The sequence below is a fragment of the Erythrobacter sp. R86502 genome (genome assembly GCF_042466465.1).
Lineage (GTDB): Bacteria > Pseudomonadota > Alphaproteobacteria > Sphingomonadales > Sphingomonadaceae > Erythrobacter.
In genome coordinates this window covers 215,801-238,254 of record NZ_JAXHCJ010000001.1, presented here as the reverse complement: position 1 = coordinate 238,254, position 22,454 = coordinate 215,801, and the positions used below count along the sequence as shown (strand labels likewise).

The window sequence follows — 22,454 nt, the reverse complement described above, 5'->3', positions numbered from 1 at the left end:
GGCGAAGTGAAACGGGGTCGGCACGGCTTATGACCCTTTCTTGCGCGGCGCAGACAGGCCAGCGCTGCGGGCTGATGGTGTCATCGGCCCAGTGTTGGTAAGCGTGGCGGTATTGCGCCCGGAACGCAGAATGATTTGCGGTGGCACGCTATCAAGGATCAGCGTTTCGCCGCGAACGGTGTAATTGACCGGGCCTTCTTCACCCTTGATGTTCGTTACGAGAATTGCCGGGATCGCCACGCCTTGCGGCCAGGTAAGAAAGACAGCTTCACCATTGTCATAGGCGCGAGACGGCAGCAATTCGCGTGAGCCCGCACTTTCCCACGCAAAGTTCATGCTGGCTGGATCGGATACGGCATAAGGATCGGCAGCGGACGCTACCTCGACCGGATCCGCTAGCGCGCGTGCGGCCTGAGCCTCCGCCTCCGCAAGTGCGGCCAGACGTGCTTCCTCTGCCGCTTTTTCCAGCTCGGGATAGCGGAACTGCATCACATAAAGCGCGGAATTGCGCGGGCTAGCCACCAGATCGAACAGGTAGGTCCGCTTGTCGGTGACCACCGTCATGTTGGTGCGAGCGTTCACTTCCAGTGGTTTGATGAAAAGGATTGTTTGCGCCTTGTTTGGCTGCACCTGCCACGCCGCAGAATCGCCGATCGCGACGTTTTCGATCATCTCGTCGGGCGCAAACTTGATCGTGGTCTGAACCTTCACCTTGCCATCGATCCGAACGACAGCGTTTTCGTTGTAGACGAGCGTTTGCAGGCGATAATCCTGCGCTTGGACAGGCACAGCAATCGTCAGGGCGAGGCTTGCGAGAAGCAAGGCGCGGGTCATTGATAGGTCTCCGAAGGGGGTGACGCCTTGGTAGGGCGCGCAGGCTTGGCCGACGAGGCCGAGCGGAAACGGTTGCCGATGCCGCGGGTACGCGACGTGGCGGGATTAAGCGGAGCGGCCTGTCCGCTGCTACCGCCGGTCGCATAGACGCGGGTTTCGCGTGAGACGCTGCTTGCCGGTCCGGTGTCGTTTGCAGCAATTGCCGGCTGCAAAGTGGCGATATCCACGCGGTGTGCTGCGGCGCCAGGGGTTGTGGGCGCGATATTGGTGTTTCGCGGCGCCATGCCGAGCGGCTGCGGGGCCGCCACTGTCCGCGGGCTATCGGATCTTTGATCGCGTTCCTTGTCAGGAACCAGCCCAAACACCTGCCATCCGGCGACCATGCTCGACGCCACCTTAAGCGACAGCAACATCAGCGCCATATGCACTGCGCCGATCACGAAAAAGGCCATCGCTGCCTGTTGGTCGATCTGACCCGGCACCGCTACGAGCGCCGCGAGTACCGGGACGGCCATTTCCAGCATGATCGACCCGCCGAGCACTGCAAACAGCGGGGCGAGCGCCATCATTGTCAACCCCTTGAGCCAACCCGTGAACAGACCGCGTGTCCCTTCGAACAGCGCCAGCACCACAAAGATCGGCCCCACCGCCAACAGCAGCGCCAGCGCGATGCGTGCGGTGACCAGCAAGCCCACAGTGCCCAGCAGCAACAACATTGCGCCCATCCACATCATACCGGATGGCGAAAATGCGCTGATATCTTTCGTTTCGCCGCTCGCTTTCTGGATCGCAAGAAAGACGACATCAAGTTTCTGCGCGAAGACCGCTGTTGCGCTTTCGCCCTGTGTCCCGGTCAATATGCCTGCAATCTGATCCGGGCCGCCGATGAATATGTTGTAGAATATCGTTGAAAACGCAACAAAACTGGTCGCGAACGTGAGAATCAGGCCGAGCGTCATCATCCGCGGCAACAAGGCGCGGACCCCAAGATTGGATCGGCCAAGCATCAGCGAAATGCCGAAGAATCCGACATACAGGCCCAGCAGCAACGTCAGCGCGAAAGCCAGCTGCCCGTCGGCGCCAAATAGGCGATTGAATGCCTGTTCGCTGACGGTGCTGGCTATGCAGTCAACGGCGGTCAGCGCCGAAGCCACCCCGGTGCCCATCGCCTGTGCCGCCATGTCACATGCGGTTGTCATTCTGCTGCCTGCCACATCGCTTCGTCGTCGGCGGCGACACCGCCAACCCCGGTGTCGGGCCACGCCTTTCCGGTCAAGGCAGGGAACCAGGCCGAAGGCGAATCACCCACCGCTTCTCGCAGCAGATCAAGCCGCCGCACCGCACTTTCACGGCCGGACAGGATCGTGAGAACCTCAGGCGATCCCGAAAGGTCAAGCCGCACCACGACGCTGGCGTCTGGCTGCCGGACAAGGAAACACCGGCTGTGCGCCGGGAGTGAACGGATCAATGCGAATTCATGATCTGTCAGGCCGAAGCCATCGCAGTAATCTTCCGGCCGGGCGCGGCTGTTGGGCATGAACACCATCGTCGCCGTCTGTTCGACCAGCGCGGTGGAAATACGGCTGTCGAGCGCATCGCGCGCCGACTGCGTGGCAAACCCGACAAGTGCGTTGCGTTTACGCAGCGTCTTCAGCCAGTCGCGGATGCGCGCGGCGAAGACCTCGTCATCCAGCGCCTTCCAGCCTTCATCGATCAGGATCATGGTCGGCTGCCCGTCCAGCCGCTCGTCGATGCGGTGGAACAGATACATCATCGTCGGCGTACGCAGCCGCGGGTTTTCTAGCAGCGCGGTCATGTCGAAGCCGAGCACGCGCTCCGACAGGTCAAGCCGGTCGCGGTCATTGTCAAACAACCAAGCATGCTCGCCGCCGTCACCCGATGGCGAACCGATCCACGCCGCGAGCCGGTCGGCCAGATCGCCCGGTTGCGGCCGGCGCGCCCCGGCCAGAAGTTCCTTGAAGTGGCGCAGCCGCCTGAGCGAAGGATCATTGGCGTAGGTCGCATCGACCGCAGCGCTGATGATCGAAAACTCTTCGGGCCCTTCGGCTTTCAGCAGAACCGCCAGCCATTCCCGCAAGAAAGCGCGGTTGGCGGGGCTATCGGGCAGGCTTAGCGGGTTGAACCCGGTCGGATCGCCCGGGGCGATGCGGCTATAGCGTCCGCCGATCCCGCGAATAAATAGCTCTGCGCCGCGATCCTTGTCGAACAGGATGGTTCGCGGTTTGAACTTTTGCGCCTGCGCGGCAAGGAAGTTCATCACCACGGTCTTGCCCGAACCCGACGGCCCGATGACCGAGAAATTGCCAAGGTCGCCGTGATGGAAGTTGAAGAAGAACGGCGTGGCGCTGGTGGTTTCCAGCAGCGTTACCGCATCGCCCCAGTGATTGCCGCCCGCCTGCCCCAGCGCAAAGCCGTGGAAAGACCCGAAACCTGCCATATTGGCCGAGGATATGAGCGCACGGCGCACGATGTATTCCTCGTTCCCCGGGAACTGCGCCCAGAATGCCGGTTCAAGGTTCGTGTCCTCGCGCACAGCTATCGCACCAGTATCCGCCAGCGCGGCGGCACAGGACGCCATTGCGTCATCCAATGCGGGCAAAGTCCGCTCGCGCACCAGAACAGTCAGATGGTGATCGCCAAAGCCAACCGCGCCATTGCCCAACGCGTCGCGCGCGGCGAGCATTTCGTTGCGTTCGGCCGCAGCTTCCTCGTCCACGGAACGTGAACGGCGCAGCGCAAGATCGATGCGTTCCTTGGCCGTGGTGCGTTCGTTGGGGGCGTAGCTTTCTGTGACGACCATCTCGAACGGCAGGCGCAGCAGATTGTCGAGCAGTCCGGGCGATGTTGCCTCGGGGTAATCTTTCAAACCGAGAATGGCGGCAAAGTCTGGCGCAGCCGATCCGCGCAGTTCCATTGCATCCAGACCGAAGCTTGCGCGGCGGTAAGGCAGCATGTGACCGATATCGGTTTCGGGCGATGGGCGGCGCACCGGACGCATCTCACCATTGAACAGCGCCGACAGCAGTTCGAGCATTTCCGAATTGGTGCCGCCCTGATCTGAACCCGGCGATTGGTAATCCCCAAGCACCGCAGCGCCATAATTCTGCAAACTGGCGACAAGGCCCGTTATGGCCGCCTTGAGACTGCGGATATCTTTGGGATCGGCCTCAGGCTCTTCCTGACGACGACTTTTCGAAAAGAATTTAGCTGTGCGTTCGGGCAGTCCCGTCTTGCCGCGTGCAGGACGGCGGATCAGCGTGACGAACTGATCGTTGATGAACAAGGATCCGCCCGCCAACCGCTGTTTCCAACGCGCATCGATGTGGCGCGACAAGGCATCGGGAAATTCGGCGTCGAGCTCGACTTCGACCCGGCGGCGAATCACATGGTGATACATCACGAAACGCGCATCGAGCGTGCTGCGCAGCATCACTTCGCGTGTGGCAGCATGGGCATTCAACGCGTCCGAATCCTCAGTTTCGAACAAAAGCCCTGGCACCTGGATCGTGCTCATCACGCTGCCGTCTCGCAGCAGCACAGTATTGTCATCGACCAGCCGCGCATACGGCAGGCGGTCGCCGACGCGGGCTTCCTTGGCGCTCCATGCGGCGGCGCCGATCCACTTTACCATGACGAGGCGTCCTTACGGGGCATAGGAATTGCATCCCCAGCGCTTGAAATTGGGCACACGTGGGCATTTGCTGACCTTGGTGATCCACAGGTCAAACACTCGTGGCTCGCGCAAGCTGGCAAAATAGCCGATGACGTGCATCACCACGGGCACCGGCAAGATCCACCAGCTTTTGAGGATGAGGAACGCGATCGTCGTCACCATCAGGTTGATGATGAAAAAATTCATCGTCACGCCCGCAAACATCTGCGGACGGGTGAGCGCGCGGTGGACCGGGTTGCGGACAAGCTCGCTCATTTTCGCTCTACCCTGCAGCCGACTGGATACCGGCAACGATCGTTGTCGCGCCAAACAGGATAAATACGCCGACAATCACGGTCGCACCGAAGCGCCAGTTCATTCGGCCGGTCAGCATCATGAAGCCGATGGCAGCTACCGCCATGACAGCAACCGTCGTCGCCACCGTGCCCAGCAGCGTGCCTTGCAGCCATAGCAAGGCATTGTTGATGGGACCGGAACCGGCCGGATCTGCGCTTTGCGCAAAGGCCGCAGCAGGCATCATGGCGAAAGCCAGCGTTGCGGAAAAACGGGCAAGAAGGCGGAAAAGCGACGTCATCGTGATACTCGTGTTCCTTGGGTTCAGGGCGAACTAGCGCCAATGATCCTGATATCAATACGCTGGCGGACGGGAATGGTTTGCCAGCCTCGCCATGATAGCAGCGACGTATTGCCGCGTTTCGCGAATGTTGGGTATGCCGCCGGCACGCTCAACCCGGCCCGGCCCGGCATTATATGCTGCAAGCGCTTTTTCGAGGTCGCCATCGAACCGGTCGAGCTGTTCACGCAGATACCGCGCACCGCCTTCAAGGTTCTGGAACGGATCGCGCGAGTCCACGCCGAGATAACGCGCAGTCCCCGGCATCAGCTGCGCAAGGCCCTGCGCCCCCACCGGGGAAACGGCGTTTTCTTTCCAGCGACTTTCCTGCCAGACCAACGCTTCGATCAAGCTGGGCGAAAGATCGAACCGTTCGGCCAATTCCAGCAGCTTGGCATGGTAGCGGACCGGGATACCGGCCGCATGTCGTGCAGGATCAGCGATAATGTGATCGGCTACCGAAGGGCCATTGGCCAGATCGGTGTCCGATGAGAGCAAGGGCGCTGAAAATGCCGCAGGATCGGCGAGCACAGGGGCACCAGCCATCGGCCCCGCCACCCAGCGCGCACCATCTGCACCCAGTTCCAATACGTCTGCCCTCGCATCGGCTGCCAGCCCGAACGCAACGGTAACAATCATGACGCGGCAAGCCGCGGCGAGAATCATGTCTCGGCCCTCCAGAATGTCCCCCTTTGTCTACCCTAAATGACAAGCGGGTGACAGTCCTGCGAATGCGCCACTTAGCGGCCACGGATCGGACGCATAAACGGGCGAGCTGCATCCGACAGCCCGCCCGCCCCTTATCCGTGTGCGACCTGATCGCCGCAATACGGTCAATCGCGGAGAGTCAGCTGCTCGGTGCGGGCGACCGGCACGTTGAATTCACCGCGATCGAGCATTTTCAGCGCCTTGCGCGCGAGGCGACGTGAGTCAGTGACCGTACCGTCAGCCGTATCGAGTTCGACCACGTCGTCGCAGGCTAGCGCCGCTTCAAACGCGGCGCGGGCCTGCGGCTCATCGCCTGCTTGGGCATAGGCGATACCGAGATTGATTAGCACCGCGGCATCCTGCGGATCTGCGGCATTGGCCTTCTGCAGAGTCGCAAGCGCCTGTTCAGCGCGGCCGGCGGCAAGCGGTCGCACAGCAAGATCGGTCGCATCGAGTTGGGCGGCGGGTGCGCCTGCCATCGGGGTCGCAGCAAACAGCGCGATTGCAAAAGCGGTAACGGACATCGGCATGGCTCCTCTTTCGATGATGTCGATAATGACTCACTTCCCACGTCGATGCAACAAAACTGCAACATTGTAATTTTAATGTAATCTACCCGCATATCTGGCTGTAATTAGGACATTTTAATAAGACACCTACGTCACATTACAAAAAAATATATATCAGTCATATTTGTCATATTTGTCTTTCTTCGGTCATAATGTCTCGAATGACACAAGACTGTCATGATGCAAGAATTCTGACATGCCCGCCACCTAGCGAGCCCCCAGCGCTTCATTCCAACGCGCATAAATCGATTCTCGGCTCAATAGGGGACCGCTCGCTGTGAAAAATTTCCAACGCACTCTAATCATGGGTTGCAGCCTGTTCGCTTTGGCTGGTTGTGGCGCTGATGAAATCGTCTCGCCCGGCACCAGCGGCGACATCATCATCAACAACCCGGCCCCCGTGCCAACCGCTTCCCCGACCACCGCGCCCACGCAGGCGCTGGTGACACCGGCCGCAGGATGCCCGACAATCGCTTCGACTGGCGGTCTGGTCGACGAAGGCCTGACCCAAGCGACCCCGACTGGCACCTATCGCGTCTGCGCCCTGCCCGCACGCTTCACCAGCAGCGACACGCTGCCTTACATCCGTGGCCTGCTTTACCGCATCAACGGCCGCGTCGAAGTTGGCTCGGATCGTGGTTTCTCCAGCACCGGAACCACCGTGACGCTTACGGTTCAGCCGGGCGTGATCCTTTACGGTCAGCAAGACAGCTATCTGTTGGTCAACCGCGGCAACGCAATTCAGTCGAACGGCACCGCCGATCGTCCGATCATCTGGACCAGCCGCGACAACGTGCTTGGTCTCAACGACGACAACAACCAGCAGCAATGGGGCGGCGTCGTTCTTCTTGGCCGCGCACCGGTTTCGGATTGTTCGACTGGCGTGTTCAACACTGCTGCCAACCCCACCGCCAACGCCACCTGCGAAGGTCGCCTGGAAGGCGCTGCCGTTGCAACCCCCTTTGGCGGTTCGAACGCAGCCGACAGCTCGGGTTCGTTCCGGTTCAACCAGATCCGTTTCTCGGGCTTCGAACTGGCGCCGAACAACGAACTTCAGTCGCTGACCACCGGCGGCGCAGGTTCGGGTACGGTGATCGAGAACCTCGTCTCCTTCAACAGCTCGGATGACGGCGTTGAATTCTTCGGCGGCGGCTTCAATGCCCGCAACTTTGCAATCATCGGCGCATCGGACGATTCGCTTGATGTCGACACCGGCGCCATCGTCAACCTCGACACCGTGATCGCAGTGCAGCGTTCGACCACCGGCGACCGTGCCATCGAACTCGATTCGCCCAACGTTGCTGACCGGACGCCTTCCAACGCGATTCCGCAGACCCGCTTCCAGGTGAACAACTTCACCTTCGTGATGCGCGACGGTGCGCCGCAGGTTGTCCAAGCCCGCGGTGGTGCGGCACTCGGCCTCACCAATGGTGTGATCAACGCCGGAACGAACCACTGCTTCCAGATCGATGAGCCAACCACGCTTGCAGCAATCATCGGTGTGGATTCGGTTGTTGGCGATTGTCCCGCAGTTGATCCGATCCGCGGCGGCGGCGGCAATTCGAACGCTGACGTGGCAGCCCGCATCAATGCCGGCACAAACAACAACCTGGCCTTCACCATCACGCTGACCAACAATGTGGTCAACGGCGCTGGCGAAACCGGCCGGACCGCGTTCAATGCCAACACCCGTTCGACCTTCTTCCCGACCCGCACTTACATCGGTGCGATCGAGAGCAGCGCGGCGCTGACCACCATCTTCGGCAACTGGACCTGCAACTCGTCGATCCAGAACTTCGGCAGCACCACCGGTGCCTGCACGTCGCTGCCGGTCTACCCGGTCTAAGCGGCGCTACGGATACCGAGGGGGCAAGGCCGCATTCCGGTGCTGCCCTGCCCCCTCTTTCACTTACTGGCAGGCTGCGCGGCAGCCTGCGACCAACAAGACAGGCCTATTCATGAGGGGGTCCTCACCTATGTCGACCGGCACGCGCCTGGCAGGGCTGCTGCTTCTGACCACGTCGCTCACTTTGCCTTCCGCCCTGTACGCACAGGACGCCGAGCAGGGCGAGGAATTGGCGCAAGATGCGCTGACCCAAGAGGTAGAGGGTGATCCCTCGGCCGAACAGCTTGAGGAAACCGATATTTCGGTGCCGGGTGGCGATATTATTGTCACCGGTCGCCGCAACCGCGACCCGGCCCGCAATTCGGGGCAGGTACTTAGTATTCTGAGCGAAGCCGACATCGCGCGCACCGGCGAAGGCGACATTGCCGGTGCCTTGTCCCGTGTCAGCGGTCTTTCGCTGGTCGGAAGCGGCCGCGTGTTTGTACGCGGCCTTGGTGATCGTTACTCGCTCGCGCTGCTCAATGGTCTGCCGCTGCCCAGCCCCGAACCGCTCAGCCGTGTGGTGCCGCTTGATATTTTCCCCACCAGTGTGATTTCGTCATCCCTGGTACAGAAGACCTATTCGGCCAACTTCCCCGGCGAATTTGGCGGCGGCGTAATCAACCTGACCACCAAAGCGATCCCGACCGAGGATTTCCTGACCATCGGCGGATCTTTCAGTGGTGATACTGAAACAACCTTCCAGAACGGTCTGACCTATTTCGGCAGTCGCTGGGATACCTTCGGTTTCGATAACGGCAGCCGTGATTTTCCCACAGCCTTGCAGGGCCTGATCGCTAGCGGAACCCGCATCAACGACGCGCCGGTTGACGTTCAGCGTCAACTTGCCGGGCAGATCATGCCGCTCAACCTTGTCACCTTGCAAAAGAATGACGAGCTTCCTGCCAACTTCAGCGCCAACATCACTGGCGGCGCTTCGTTTGAAGTGGGTGACGGTAACTATCTTGGCTTGATCGCCACAGCAGGGATCACGAATACCTGGCGCAATCGCAACGTGACAAGTCAGCAGTTTGGCGATGCGGAGAGCGGCCAGATCCTGTTCGATTCGCAGAACTTCATTACCGACAACAAGGTGCTGGTGAACGGTTTGATCGGCCTCGGCCTCGACATTGGCGAGCACACCATCCGTTGGACCAATCTGTATATCCGTGACACACTCAAGACTGCGCGTCTTGCAACGGGTACGGACAGCTTCACCGATGTCGCGCGGCCGTTTGATTTTCAGACGCAGCAGACCGGCTGGTTTGAACGTCAGCTGATGGATTCGCAGATCGTAGCCGAATTCGATTTCGATGCTTTCGATCTTGATCTGCGCGGCGGCTATGCCCGCACCGATCGCGAAGCACCATACAATGCCATCGTACCCTACATCCGCACTAACATCCCGGGCGATCCGTTCGGCGATCGGTTTGTGGTCGACGTGGGCGCCCAGATTGGCGGTACCGAGCGTATCCAAGTCGGATTTGAAGACCTGACCGAAGAATTGTGGTTTGGCGGCGCAGACGTTACCTTTGATGTGACCGACAGCCTCTCCTTGACCGCAGGGTATGCCTATTCGGATACCACCCGCCGCTCGTTGTCCTTCATCATCCGTCCGTTGCTCGGATCCTCTTCGGAACTCAACACCGCGCTCCGTGCTCTGGGTCTGCGGCTTCCGGGCGATATCATCAATGGCGCGGTGCTGGCGACGGATGCCAACGGGCTTACAGTGTTCGATGTCACGGTTTCCGACCCGACACCGTTCCCGGTCTTTGATGCGGCGCTGACGGTTCATGCCGGCTATGGCCTTGCCCGTTTCCGGCCGACCGATCGCCTCAGCTTCGAGGCCGGCGTTCGGTATGAAGATGGGCTCCAGGTGGCCGCACCCGACCTGACCTTCGGAGGCGGCAATCTTGCCAACCCGACACGGATCGCGAACGATTACTTCCTGCCGTCCGCAACTGTGACATGGGAAGTGATCGACGATCTGCAGCTGCGTTTTGCGGCATCGCAGACCATCGCCCGCCCCCAGTTCCGCGAACTGGTCGAGCAGACCTATTTCGATCCGGAAAGCAACCGCCGTTTCCGCGGGAACCCGTTCCTTCAGGACAGCGAACTGATCAACGTCGAAGCGCGCGCCGAATATTATCTCGGGGGCCCGAAAAAGGTCAGCTTGGCCGGCTTCTTCAAGAAGATCGACAATCCAATCGAAAACTTCCTGATCACTGCGCCCGGTATCATCGAAACCAGCTACGCCAACGCGCCATCAGCCGAACTGTACGGGGCAGAACTTGATTTGTCCTACGGTATCGATCTTGCCGATTGGGGCGGGTTCTTTGAAACCAAGCAGTTCCTCGTGATTGCCAACTACACCTACACCCAGTCGAATATCGCAGTGGGAGCAGACGATCTTGCTCCCATTCCGGGCGCGCAGGGTCAGTTAGCCAGCCAGCTGTTTGACGATGGGTCGCCGCTGGTGGGTCAGTCCGATCACGTTGCTAACCTTTCGTTGGGCATAGAGGATCTCGACAAGGTACAGCAGTTTACTGTGCTGCTGAATTACGCCAGCGAACGAGTCACCTTGCGCGGCGGGGCGCTGCCTGATGTGGTCGAAGATCCGGGTCTGACGGTCGACGTCGTCGCTCGATCCGAAGTCAAGCTTGGCAATCTGCCGCTGGAATTGAGCCTTGAAGCCCGCAACATTTTCGGGCGAGACAATTTCGAGTTTCAGGAAATCAACGGCAACCGTGCAGAAATCAATACGTTCGATGTTGGCACCAGCTTCTCGATCGGATTGAAAGCAGAATTCTAAGCGTCTTACGCTTTGGAAAGAAAAGGCCGCCCCTCAACGGGCGGCCTTTTTTGTGCTTTAGCGGCGATGGTATCGGCCAAAAGCGCGATGGGCGCGCTCTTCATCCCAGATCGAAGACATAGCCCAGCGACCTTACCGTGCGCAGCGGATTGCCGCCGCCGGCGGTCTTGATCGCGCGCCGCAACCGTCCGATCCACACGTCTACCGTGCGCTCATCAATGGGACGTTCGCGCTTGCCCAGACCATTGATGAGATCTTCCCGAGTCAGCACCCTGTTGGGATTTTCAGCCAGAAACCTCAGCAATCGGTATTCATTCGGGCGCAGCACGATCGGTTCGCCTGCCCAACGCGCTTGCAATGCCGCCATGTCGATTGTCAAAGCGCCAAGTTCAAACCGCTGCGTGGCATGACGTTCCACACCGCGCGATTGCAGCGCCAGCACACGGTCAAGCACGGCATTGCGTGTCAACGGGCCGATCACGTAATCATCCGCCCCTGCCCTCAAGGCGCGACGCCGATCTTCGGCGTCATCTTCTTCGAGAACCATGGTGACGTGCGCTTCGGTGGTACGAGGATCGGCGCGCAGGCGGCGGCACAGTTCGAGCCCCGCAAGATCCGGCATCACCCAATCGATAAAAGCCCACATCGGGCCCTCTACCAGGCGCCGCGGGCCTTCTGCACCCAGCTTGTCGAAGGTGAAACGGCGCTGATCATGGACAAAATCATCCAGGCTTTCGCCCAGTTCGCCAGTCAGAAAGATATTGACGACATCCATGTTGAGCCTGCCCCAGTTTCGCGCCGGATTGGAGCAGGCTTGTGACGCGATTGTGACGGAATTGCAGTGCCATGTAACAAAGGCTGCAATGGGTCAGGCCAACGTCAACCCCCCGTCCACCACCAGTGTGTGGCCGGTGATGTAAGCGCTCAGCGGCGACGCCAAAAACAGTGCCGGCCCCGCCATATCGGCCGGCGTTCCAACGCGCCGCAGCGGGATCGCCTTGATCGTCGATTCAAGACGTTCAGGGTGGCCGGTGGTGATGATGGTCATTTTGGTCGGCACCAGTCCCGGCGCAATGCCGTTGACCCTGATGCCGTCGCGCGCCCAGGCTTCGCCCAGCGTCTTGGTAAGGCTGGCAGCGCCAGCTTTCGATGCCGCATAAGCCGGCGTGCCAATGGTCGATTTGAAGGCAGCAACGCTGGATACAATGATAATGGCACCTTTGGCTGCGGCCAGCGCAGGATGAAACGCACGGCTGACGTCCATCACCGAATTGAGGTTGATGTCGATGACCGCGTCCCATCCTTCGCGAGCGAACTCCTGACGGCTGTAGCGCACAGCACCTTGCGACAGGACGAGCACGTTAACCAGACCAAAGTTTTCAGCGAGGCGCGCAGCCGCTTCCCTGTCCGTAAGGTCGAGTTGGTGATATTCGATCCCGGTAAAGTCAGCGTCTTCCGCTTCGAGATAGTCACCTAAGTCAGGCCGCGTGCCAGTGACCGAGACGCTTGCCCCGCGCGCGCGAAATCCGTGCGCGATGCCGTTTCCGATCCCGCCAGACCCGCCAATGACAAGAACGCGCTTGCCCACGAAATCGAGCGGATCGTCGAAGCTGGCGGTCATCTTCAAATGCTCCGCGAGATCACTTCCTTCATGATCTCGTTCGTGCCCCCGAAGATGCGGGTGACGCGCGCGTCGCGCCACAGCCGCGCGATAGCGTATTCGTTCATGTAGCCCGCTCCGCCGTGGAGTTGCAGCGCGGTGTCGCAGCATTCCCATTGCAGGTCGGTATGCCACAGCTTGGCTGCGCTCGCTTCATCGGTGGTGAGGTCGCCTGCGAGGTGCTTTTTGATCGCCCAGTCGAGATGCGCCCACCCGACTTGCAGCTTGGCTTTAAGGTCAGCGAGCGTGAATTTGGTGTTCTGAAACTCGAAAACCGTCTTGCCGAAGGCCTTACGGTCCTTGGTGAAGGCCACCGCCTCGTCGAACGCGCGCTGCGCTGCCGCCTGCGCGCCCACCGCGATGCTCAGGCGCTCTTGTGGCAGTTCTTCCATCAGGTGCACAAAGCCCATGCCTTCTGCGCCGAGGATATTGGTCATCGGCACGCGGCAATCGTTGAAGAACAGCTCCGATGTGTCGGCCGAATGCTGGCCGATCTTGTCGAGGTTGCGCCCGCGGGCAAATCCGGGGGTGTCGGCATCGACCAAGACAAGGCTGATCCCCTTGGCCCCCAGTTCGGGATCGGTCTTGGCGACCACGATCACGCAATCGGCGTTCTGGCCGTTGGTGATGTAGGTTTTCGATCCATTGATGACGAGGTGGTTGCCGTCCTTCTTGGCGGTGGTGCGGATGCCCTGAAGATCGCTGCCTGCCCCCGGTTCGGTCATCGCGATCGCAGTGATAATGTCGCCGCTGACCATGCCGGGCAAGTATTTCGCGCGCTGTTCAGGGGTGCCGAGGCGCTCGAAATAGCTGGCGGTGATGTCGTTCTGGAGCGTGAAGCCGGCGGAGGAACCGAGGTAGGACAGTTCCTCGGTCAGCACGCAATTGAAGCCGAAATCGAGGCCGAGGCCGCCGTTTTCCTCCTTCACCGTCATGCACAGCATTCCGGCATCGCCTACCGATTTCCACACTTCGCGTGGGACAATGCCGTCCAACTCATGCGCGTCCATGTGCGGGGTCAGGGCTTCCGCAAACACCTTCCGCACGGTATCGCGGAAGGCCTCGTGGTCTTCGTTATAGGCGGTGCGATAGGATGATGCGAGCATGACGAGTTCTCTCCGCGACAAAACAGTTTTGTTTTGCCACGATTGAACAGCGCCTGTGCGCAGCGGTCAAGCGTCAAAAATGCAAGCTGAAGCGGCGCGTCAACCCACAAACGCGCGCTCGATGACGAATTGCCCCGGCTTGTTGTTCGCGCCCTCTTCAAAACCGCGGCGTTCCAGATCGGCTGCGTGATCCTTGATCATCGCCATCGAGCCGCACAGCATCACGCGGTCTTCGTCCGGCACGAAGCGCTGCGGACCCTTTGATTGCTCAAACAGCCGCCCATCGTCGATCAGCGCCTGAATGCGACCCTGCGTCCGGAACGGTTCGCGGGTTACTGTGGGGACGTAAATCATCTTGGCGCGATCCTCGTCATCGAGCAGCGGGTCGCCTTCGAGCTTGCTTTCCAGCAAGTCGTGATAGGCCAGTTCGCCGACACTGCGCACAGAGTGAACCACGATCACTTCTTCGAACATCTGATAGACATCAGGGTCGCGCACAAGGCTCATGAACGGCGCCAACCCTGTGCCGGTTGAAAGCATGAACAACCGCTTGCCCGGCAGCAGAGCGTCAGTGACCAGCGTTCCGGTCGGCTTCTTGCCCAGATAGATCGGATCACCCGGCAACACATGCTGCAACCGCGACGTCAGCGGGCCATCCTGCACCTTGATTGACAGGAACTCGAGCTCTTCGTCGTAGGAAGGCGAAGCGACCGAATAGGCGCGCAGCAGCGGCTTGCCGTTGTCGCCGGGCAGTCCGATCATAACGAACTCCCCCGACCGGAAACGGAAGGACGCCGGACGCGTCATCTTCAACGTAAACAGACCATCGGTCCAGTGGTGGACGTAGGTGACGGTTTCGACAGAGAGCGCCGCGCTTTCAGTGAACTGGTCGCGGTCGGTGATGGGCTGGTTCAAAACGGGCCTCGAATTCGAAGGTCAGGGCTGTCATGCTGGCAGCCGGAATGGGCGGCAAATGGACTAACGGCGCGACCCCTTCAAGACAGTTTCGCGTTAAGGCCTGAAAGCGTGCCTTGATCCGGCAACCGTTGCTGCGATTGGCGTGCGATGCATCAGTTCCAGCGCGCGGCGTTGAAAAGTTCGACCGCCCTTGCCTGATTGCGTCCGATTTCAGCCGCACGCAGCGGGTCCGGCCGGAAGCGTCCCAGCGCCTGAACCGCCGACGTTGGCGCAACCCCGTTGGCCGCTGGATATTCGTTGTTCCCATTGGCAAGGAACCCCTGTGCCTTGTCCGATGTCAGGTATTCGAGAAACCGCACCGCATTCTCCCTGTTCGGAGCATTCGCCACAACGCCCGCGCCGCTCAGATTGACATGCGTGCCCGTGGTGCCCTGATTGGGGAAAATGACGCCGATCTTGTCCAGAATTGCGCGCTTTTCAGGCGTATCGAACCTTGCAAGGTAGTAGGTATTGACCAGCGAGACATCACATTCGCCTGCCGCAACAGCTTCGATGTTCGACATGTCGTTACCCTGCGGCGCACGGGCGAAATTGGCGGTGACGCCTTTCGCCCAAGCGGCCGCCATATCCGACCCTTCATGTGCAATGATGCTGGCAAGCAAGGCCACATTGTAAACACTGGATGACGACCGCATGCAGACCCGGCCCCTAAGCGCAGGGTCCGCCAGATCGGCGTAGGTATCCAGCCCTTCCGGTGCGCCTTTTGCCTTGTTGTAGATAATGATGCGGGCACGCGTGGTCAGTCCGAACCAGCGATTTTCGGGATCGCGCAGGTTGGCGGGGATACGTTCTGCAAGCACCTGCGAATCGACCGGCGCGAGTATCCCCGCCTCCTCGGCGCGCCACAGGCGGCCAGCATCGACCGTGATGAACAGGTCCGCCGGACTGAATTCACCCTCTGCCGCGATCCGTTCGATCAAGGCATCCGCATCGGCTTCGATGCGATTGACCTTGATCCCGGTTTCCCGCGTGAAATCCTCATAAAGTGCCAGATCAGTGTCATAGTGACGTGAGGTATAGATGTTGACTTCGCCAGTGGCTGGCGCTGCGGGGTTCGCGCTTTCCTCAGCGCAAGCGGACAGGGTGCCTGCACCGACGAGTGCGAGGGCAGAAAGAGCGAAATTCTTCATGCGGTATATGACTTTCCATGACTATTTGCGAATGATTTGCAATATAATCATGCTACACGCAAGGATTAACTGCGCGCAAAGGCTCTGACGCTTCCGGCGTCGGGAACGACGCTGTAGGTTTTATCGGAATCGATCGGGATGGCAGTCTCCACGGTTATCGTTGCGCCATTTTCCCCTTCCAGCAAGACGCGGCTGCGCGGGCCCATGGGATGCACATCGCGCACTGTGCATCCGCGCAGATCGGCAACCGGCACCAGCCTGTCCGCTTGCACAAGTAGGTCGAATGCCGATGCGACCGGTAATTCACCGATAAGGCTTGCAGATGGCCAAAGTCCGAAAGGCGTATCCAATCCCCCCGCCCCGTTGGCCCCTGCAATCACTTGCGCGCCGCTGAAAATTGCGCCGACCGAAGCGGTGGCCGGCGCATGGTGCAGGTCCTGCGGCGTACCGAACTGGATAATCCGCCCATATTCCATCACCGCAATCCGGTCCCCGATATCAATAGCCTCTGCCGGATCGTGTGTCACCAGCACCACGGTCGCTCCTGCTTCGCGCAGAAGGATGCGACATTCACGCCGAAGTTTGCGGCGCAGAACGATGTCCACACTGGCAAAGGGTTCATCCATCAGCAGAACCCGAGGCCGCGGCGCCATCGCCCGCGCCAAAGCCGCGCGCTGTTGTTGCCCACCCGAAAGTTCATGCGGATAGCGCGCGCCCATCCCTTCAAGCCCAACCTTCGCAAGCCAATTATCGGCCTCTCCGCGGCGGGCTCTGGGCAGACCGAACGCGACATTCTTCCGCAAGGTCATGTGGGGAAACAACGCGCCATCCTGAAACACAAGGCCCACGGGGCGCGCTTCGGGCGGCGGACTTGACCTTGCATCGGCCAATGGCTGACCGCCCAGCGCAATCGCGCCCTGCTGCACCCTCAGCAGTCCTGCCGCAAGGCCAAGCAGTGTTGACTTCCCGCAACCCGACGCGCCAAGCAGGCAGGTGATCTCTCCCGCAGGCGCGGTAAAGCTGATATCCTCCAGCGCCCGCACCTCACCGTATGCATGGGCAATATGACGAAATTCGAGGCTCAATCCTTGATCCTGCGCTTGGGCTTCGGGGTTTCCCGATGAGCCGCCTTTGGCAATTTGCTGCCCTGCGTGCAAGCGATGCTGCAATTACGAGCCAGCGCGTAAAACCGTATCGGCTTGGCCGATGGACCGTTGCGGCATTGGTGCTGGCTGCGCTTGCGAGCCTTCCGATCGTAGCGATCGTGTGGTCGTCGCTTGCCAGCTGGGGGCATGGGGCGAATGGCAGTGGAAGCGCGGCAATGGGAGATCTGGCACGCACTGTGCTGCCGACCTATGCGGCGAACACCGCTCTTTTGATGGCTTTGGCCGGCGGGATAGCGGGCGTGATCGGAACGGGTTGTGCATGGCTGATTGCAGCAACCCGCTTTCCCGGACAGCATGTATTGGGTTGGGCGCTGATACTGCCACTGGCATTGCCGGCCTACCTGGCTGCCTACATCTACGCTGACATGCTGGATTTCGCCGGGCCTGTGCAAAGCGCGATGCGCGCCGCCATGGGTTGGCAAGCGGGTGACTATCTATTTCCAGATATCCGCTCTTTGGGCGGGGGTGCCATCGTGCTTGGCCTTGTGCTCTACCCCTATGTCTATCTGCTGGCGCGCACGGCGTTTGCTACCCAAAGCCATAGTCAGTTTCGTGCCGCCCGCAGTCTTGGCGCCTCGCCAGGCCGCGCCTTCTGGCGTGTCGCTTTGCCCGCTGCGCGCCCATCACTTGCAGGCGGTCTGGCGTTGGTCGCGATGGAAGTGCTAGCCGATTTCGGGGTGGCGGAATATTTCGCAATTCCCACCTTTTCAACCGGGGTCTTCCGCAGCTGGCTGGCCATGGGAGACAAACCCACTGCTCTCAAACTGGCAGCGTTCATGCTGCTTTTCGTAATCGCATTGGTCGCATGGGAAGCGCAAAGCCGTCGCGGTCGCACTGACAGCCGCGATGGCCTTGCACAACGAGCGGACCAGGAACCGCTGGTGGTTCTTACGCCAGCAGGCAAGGCGATGGCTCTGGCAGCTTGCCTGGCGCCTGTGTTGGCCGGGTTTGTTGTACCTGCCCTTTATCTAGCCAATATGGGGATGAGTGACGCTGCGCAGGCCGCTGCAGGAGATCTTGCAACCTATATCGAGGGCAGCCTTTGGCTCGGAATTGGGGCAGCAACGCTGTGCCTTGCCGCGGCACTGGTTCTGGTGTTTGCGCGAACGCGTTCCGATTCACGCACCACGGCTATCGCGATCCGGTTGGCAACATTGGGCTATGCTCTGCCGGGCGCATTGCTTGCGGTAGGTCTGCTCGCACCGCTCGGAACTTTCGATCAGGGTCTGACGCGATTTGCGCGCGACAGTTTAGGCTGGACTGGGGGATTGCTTCTGACAGGTACAAGCGCGGTGCTGGTTTATGCCTTGTCGGTGCGTTTTCTTACCGTCTCGTACAACAGCGTTAGTGGAGGTGTGGCGCGAATTCCCCCTCGGCTCGACGCCGCAGCGCGCAGTCTTGGTGCCGGGCCCTCGCGCGTGCTTCTACGCATCTATACCCCGCTTCTGGCGCCCAGCCTTGCAGGCGCGGCGGCTCTGGTCTTTATCGATACCTTGCGTGAGCTGCCTGCCACGCTGATCCTTCGGCCGTTCAACCTCGAAACGCTTGCTACTCGCACCTATCGCCTGGCGAGCGATGAGCGGTTGGTGGAAGCGTCGATTCCGGGATTGATATTGTTGGCAGCCGGTCTGGTACCGGTGCTGGTGCTAAGCCGTTTGGGGAAACGCTGAAAGAAAGTGTCCAGCCGCCTTGTCACATGACTTGTCCAATCTGTCCGGACAGTTCAAAAGGATAATCACATGGCACGCTTTCCCTTCTCCGCAATCGTCGGTCAGGACGAAATGAAACTGGCGCTGTTGATTGCAGCGGTCGATCCCAGCATTGGCGGGGTTATGGTCTTTGGCGATCGTGGCACTGGCAAATCCACCGCCGCGCGTGCTTTGGCCGGATTGCTGCCGCCGATCATGGCGGCGGAAGGCTGCGCGTATGGCTGCTCCAAGGGCGATCAGGCGCGCTACCCTGATATTTGCGGCACCGGCAAGATGATCAAACGCGCAGTGCCCTTTGTGGATATGCCGCTGGGGGCGACGGAAGATCGGGTGATCGGCAGCCTTGATCTGGAAAAAGCACTGCGTTCGGGCGAAAAGGCTTTCGAACCCGGCCTGCTGGCAAAGGCGCATCGCGGGTTTCTCTATATCGACGAGATCAACCTGCTTGAAGATCATCTGGTCGATTTGCTGCTCGATGTGGCCGCGTCAGGCGAAAACGTGGTTGAGCGCGAAGGTCTATCGGTGCGCCACCCGGCCAAGTTTGTGCTGATCGGCAGTGGCAACCCTGAAGAGGGCGAATTGCGGCCGCAGCTGCTCGACCGTTTCGGGCTGTCTGTGGAGGTGCGCAGCCCCAAAGATATCGAAGTGCGCATTGCGATTATGCGCCTCGTCGCGGAAAACGAACGCGATCCGGAAAGTTTCGCGGCGAGCTGGGCAAATGAGGACGAGAAAATCCTCAAACGCATTGCCAAAGGGAAGAACCGCCTGCCAAAGCTGGCAACGGGCGATGATGTACTGCGTGACGCCGCTGAGCTGTGCCTAGCAGTGGGCGCTGATGGTTTGCGCGGAGAGCTGACGCTGATGCGCGCCGCCCGCGCGTTGGCAGCGCTCGAAGGCGCGAAAGGCGTGACCCGCAAGCATCTGATTGCGATGGCGCCCCTCGCTTTGCGGCATCGGCTGCGGCGCGATGTGCTCGATGAAACTGGTTCGACCGTGCGGATAACACGCGCGATCGGCGAGCTGTTCGGGTGACCCACCTTGCCGCCGATCCGCTGGATGATGCGGTGCTGGCGGCCCGTCTTTTCGCTTTGGCTCCCGCGACCTTCAAGGGCATGGTTTTGCGCGGCGCAAGCCCTGCGCGTGAAGTGCTGGTTGCAGCACTGGGCGGGTCTGTGGCGCTCAGGCGGATGCCCGGCCATATTGATGACGAGCGGTTGTTGGGTGGGATCGATCTTGCCGCCAGCCTTTCGGCAGGCCGTCCGATCCGCCAGACGGGGCTGATCGAGGAAGCGCGCGGGGGTGCGTTGCTTGCCGGAATGGCCGACCGCCTTGATGCCAGCATCGCCGGACGTCTTGCACAGGCGCTCGACGAAGGCACAAGCGCGCTGGTGCTGCTGGACGATGCATCCGACCCCGATGAATCCCCGCCAGCCAGCCTGACCGAACGGCTTGCCTTTGTCTGTGACCTTTCCGCCTCGCGGGGCTGGCACGGGGTGGAGTTACACCCCGCGGTTGGCCGGTTTGGCGAAGTCGCTGCACTTGGTGACGACGCCCTGCGCGCACTTGCCATCACGGCTGAAGCATTGGGGGTGGATAGCCTAAGGGCGCTGTTCTTCACTGGCGAGACCGCGCGCGGGCTCGCCGCGTTGGAGGGGCGCACCGAGGCGGAGCAGGTCGATCTGGTGGGTGCCGTGCGCCTGATTCTTGCCCCGCGCGCTACCCGTCTGCCGCCGCGGGAAGAGGAGGCGCGGTCGCTCGATGACGTCCCGCCCCCACCACCTGACGGACAGAGCGACTTTCCCGACGATACCGACCGCGAACGGCAGGAACCTGATCTGACCGAAATGCTGGTTGAAGCCGCCAAGGCTGCGATCCCGGTTAATCTGCTGGCTAATCTTGCCCAAGGCAAGGCGCCACGCCGTTCGTCGTCGAGCGGCACCGGGCAGAAACGCAAAGCGGCGACCAGAGGTAAGCCCTTGGGCGCACGTCCCGGGATGCCGCGCGGCGGGGCAAAGCTGGCACTGATCGACAGCTTGCGCGCTGCTGTTCCGTGGCAGGCGGTACGACGGCGTGAAGCGGGCATAGATGGTCACTCCGCAATCCTCATGCGCAAGGAAGATTTGCGTATCCGCCGGTTCGAGGAACGCAGCGCCCGCGTCACAATCTTCGCGGTTGACGCGTCCGGCTCGGCCGCGGCGGCGCGGTTAGCCGAAGCAAAGGGCGCGGTCGAACTGATGCTGGGGCAAGCCTACGTCACCCGCTCGGAGGTAGCGCTTGTCGCCTTTCGTGGCACTTCGGCCGAACTGATCCTGCCGCCCACCCGTTCGCTTACGCGCGCCCGGCGCACCCTGGCCGAACTGCCCGGCGGCGGGGGCACGCCGCTGGCGCTGGGTCTCGACGTGGCGCGCGAAGTCGCCGAAACCGTCATCGCACGCGGGCGCAGCGCGGCGCTAGTGATCCTGACTGATGGGCGCGCCAACATTACTGCCGATGGCACACCCGGACGCGCACAGGCGAAAACTGATGCCGAGGCGGCCGCCAAGGTTATTCATGCCCGCGGGATCGATGCGCTGGTGGTCGACATCTCTGCCCGACCGGGCCCCGAAGGCGCCGCATTGGCGCAGGCGCTGGGGGGCCGTTTCCTCGCCTTACCCCGCGCCGATGCACGTATGATCCAGTCCGCTATCAATGCGGTTCAACCGATCGGCAAAGCGGCATGAGCGCGCTCGACTGGGATCGCGAAGGTTTGATCTGGCCGCACCGCGAAGCGAGCAGTTTTGTTACTGTTGGGCGCGCCCGCTGGCATGTGCAGCGTATGGGCTCTGGTCCGCCGTTGTTGCTCCTCCATGGGACGGGCGCATCGGTTCACTCATGGCGCGGGCTAATGCCCCTGCTCGCCCAGAATCATACCGTGATTGCTCCGGATCTTCCGCGACATGCTTTCACCACTGGCCATGATGCCTACGCGATGAGCCTGCCTGCGATGGGGCGAGAGATCGCAGGTCTTCTTTCGGAACTCTGTATTCAGCCCAAGGCGATCATCGGCCATTCGGCAGGCGCAGCAATTGCGTTGCAAATGGCGCTGGACCACGGATTTGCTGGTCCCGTCATCGGGCTCAATTCCGCGCTGCGCCCCTTCCCAGGTCCCTTTGCCCAGATCTTTCCTGCGGTGGCCAAGGCGCTGTTTATCAACCCGCTGGTGCCGCGTATCTTCACCGGAAGCATCGACCTTGTCGGCGGAACAGAGCGATTCCTGTGGCGTTCAACCCATTCTCGGATCGATGCTGAGGGGCTTGCTTGTTACCGCACTTTGCTCAAGCATCCCGGTCATGCGGGCGGCGCACTTGCCATGATGGCAAACTGGGATCTGCCTGGCCTTCGTTCGCGGATGGGCACGGTGCGTAACCCCGTATTGCTGGTCCATGGTACGAAGGATCCTGCCATACCATTGGAATGGGCAAAGGATGCGGCGCGCTGGCTGGCGGATGCGCGATTGGACGAACTGGCAGGTCTTGGCCATCTGGCACACGAAGAAGCGCCGGAAAAGGTTGCCCGATTGATTGCCGACTATCTCGCTGAACACAAATAGG

Annotated in this window: 19 protein-coding genes; 6 read left to right on the top strand and 13 right to left on the bottom strand. The window is 60.8% G+C overall.

All coding sequences use genetic code 11. The annotated features are described in order from the left end of the window. Window positions 1-27: 27 nt before the first annotated feature. From SJY33_RS01105 to SJY33_RS01075, 7 genes are all read right to left on the bottom strand, one after another. Window positions 28-834: a TrbG/VirB9 family P-type conjugative transfer protein gene (locus SJY33_RS01105; protein ID WP_379920662.1), complete on the bottom strand. Its 807-nt coding sequence runs from the start codon at window positions 832-834 to the stop codon at window positions 28-30. Next, window positions 831-2,033: a type IV secretion system protein gene (locus SJY33_RS01100; RefSeq protein WP_379920660.1), complete on the bottom strand. Its 1,203-nt coding sequence runs from the start codon at window positions 2,031-2,033 to the stop codon at window positions 831-833. The genes SJY33_RS01105 and SJY33_RS01100 overlap by 4 nt, the downstream gene beginning before the upstream one ends. After that, window positions 2,030-4,486 carry a VirB4 family type IV secretion/conjugal transfer ATPase gene (locus SJY33_RS01095; RefSeq protein WP_379920658.1) on the bottom strand — a complete coding sequence of 819 codons (2,457 nt, stop codon included), beginning with the start codon at window positions 4,484-4,486 and terminating at the stop codon, window positions 2,030-2,032. Before SJY33_RS01095 ends, SJY33_RS01100 begins: the two co-directional genes overlap by 4 nt. 12 nt (window positions 4,487-4,498) lie before the next feature. Continuing rightward, window positions 4,499-4,783, bottom strand: coding sequence for a type IV secretion system protein VirB3 (locus SJY33_RS01090; RefSeq protein WP_379920656.1), 285 nt, complete (start codon window positions 4,781-4,783; stop codon window positions 4,499-4,501). A gap of 7 nt (window positions 4,784-4,790) precedes the next feature. Further along, window positions 4,791-5,102 carry a TrbC/VirB2 family protein gene (locus SJY33_RS01085; RefSeq protein ID WP_379920655.1) on the bottom strand — a complete coding sequence of 104 codons (312 nt, stop codon included), beginning with the start codon at window positions 5,100-5,102 and terminating at the stop codon, window positions 4,791-4,793. Window positions 5,103-5,156: 54 nt separating this feature from the next. Next, complete coding sequence (locus SJY33_RS01080) at window positions 5,157-5,807, bottom strand: lytic transglycosylase domain-containing protein (protein WP_379920654.1); 651 nt, start codon at window positions 5,805-5,807, stop codon at window positions 5,157-5,159. 167 nt (window positions 5,808-5,974) lie between these two features. Further along, window positions 5,975-6,379 (bottom strand): tetratricopeptide repeat protein, encoded by a 405-nt coding sequence (locus tag SJY33_RS01075; protein WP_379920653.1) that lies wholly within the window; start codon window positions 6,377-6,379, stop codon window positions 5,975-5,977. A gap of 343 nt (window positions 6,380-6,722) precedes the next feature. Between SJY33_RS01075 and SJY33_RS01070 the strand changes: the two genes are divergently transcribed. Together SJY33_RS01070 and SJY33_RS01065 are read left to right on the top strand one after the other, a co-directional pair. After that, window positions 6,723-8,264: a hypothetical protein gene (locus SJY33_RS01070; RefSeq protein WP_379920652.1), complete on the top strand. Its 1,542-nt coding sequence runs from the start codon at window positions 6,723-6,725 to the stop codon at window positions 8,262-8,264. A gap of 130 nt (window positions 8,265-8,394) precedes the next feature. After that, on the top strand, window positions 8,395-11,115 hold the full coding sequence (locus tag SJY33_RS01065) for a TonB-dependent receptor domain-containing protein (RefSeq protein WP_379920651.1): 2,721 nt from the start codon (window positions 8,395-8,397) through the stop codon (window positions 11,113-11,115). Between the two features lie 100 nt (window positions 11,116-11,215). On the opposite strand, the gene SJY33_RS01060 is transcribed toward SJY33_RS01065, so the two are convergent. The 6 genes from SJY33_RS01060 to SJY33_RS01035 all read right to left on the bottom strand — a co-directional run bounded on the left by SJY33_RS01060 (window position 11,216) and on the right by SJY33_RS01035 (window position 17,074). Further along, window positions 11,216-11,890, bottom strand: coding sequence for a response regulator transcription factor (locus tag SJY33_RS01060; protein WP_379920650.1), 675 nt, complete (start codon window positions 11,888-11,890; stop codon window positions 11,216-11,218). 93 nt (window positions 11,891-11,983) lie between these two features. Beyond that, window positions 11,984-12,736, bottom strand: coding sequence for an SDR family NAD(P)-dependent oxidoreductase (locus tag SJY33_RS01055; protein WP_379920649.1), 753 nt, complete (start codon window positions 12,734-12,736; stop codon window positions 11,984-11,986). A 2-nt stretch (window positions 12,737-12,738) separates the two neighbouring features. Beyond that, window positions 12,739-13,881, bottom strand: a complete 1,143-nt coding sequence (locus tag SJY33_RS01050) for an acyl-CoA dehydrogenase family protein (protein ID WP_379920648.1) — start codon at window positions 13,879-13,881, stop codon at window positions 12,739-12,741. Window positions 13,882-13,980: 99 nt separating this feature from the next. After that, window positions 13,981-14,796: a ferredoxin--NADP reductase gene (locus tag SJY33_RS01045; protein ID WP_379920646.1), complete on the bottom strand. Its 816-nt coding sequence runs from the start codon at window positions 14,794-14,796 to the stop codon at window positions 13,981-13,983. Window positions 14,797-14,951: 155 nt separating this feature from the next. Then, on the bottom strand, window positions 14,952-15,989 hold the full coding sequence (locus SJY33_RS01040) for a Fe(3+) ABC transporter substrate-binding protein (RefSeq protein WP_379920645.1): 1,038 nt from the start codon (window positions 15,987-15,989) through the stop codon (window positions 14,952-14,954). Between the two features lie 65 nt (window positions 15,990-16,054). Continuing rightward, complete coding sequence (locus tag SJY33_RS01035) at window positions 16,055-17,074, bottom strand: ABC transporter ATP-binding protein (protein ID WP_379920644.1); 1,020 nt, start codon at window positions 17,072-17,074, stop codon at window positions 16,055-16,057. A 35-nt stretch (window positions 17,075-17,109) separates the two neighbouring features. On the opposite strand from SJY33_RS01035, the gene SJY33_RS01030 reads away from it, so the two are divergent. From SJY33_RS01030 to bchO, 4 genes are all read left to right on the top strand, one after another. Continuing rightward, a complete protein-coding gene (locus SJY33_RS01030; protein WP_379920643.1) occupies window positions 17,110-18,825 on the top strand; it encodes an ABC transporter permease in 1,716 nt (571 codons plus the stop codon). 69 nt (window positions 18,826-18,894) lie between these two features. Beyond that, complete coding sequence (bchI, locus tag SJY33_RS01025; RefSeq protein WP_379920642.1) at window positions 18,895-19,896, top strand: magnesium chelatase ATPase subunit I; 1,002 nt, start codon at window positions 18,895-18,897, stop codon at window positions 19,894-19,896. Next, entirely contained in the window at window positions 19,893-21,584 is a 1,692-nt protein-coding gene (locus SJY33_RS01020; RefSeq protein ID WP_379920641.1) for a magnesium chelatase subunit D, read from the top strand. The genes bchI and SJY33_RS01020 overlap by 4 nt, the downstream gene beginning before the upstream one ends. Then, window positions 21,581-22,453 (top strand): alpha/beta fold hydrolase BchO, encoded by an 873-nt coding sequence (gene bchO / locus SJY33_RS01015; RefSeq protein ID WP_379920640.1) that lies wholly within the window; start codon window positions 21,581-21,583, stop codon window positions 22,451-22,453. The genes SJY33_RS01020 and bchO overlap by 4 nt, the downstream gene beginning before the upstream one ends. Window position 22,454: the final 1 nt, after the last annotated feature.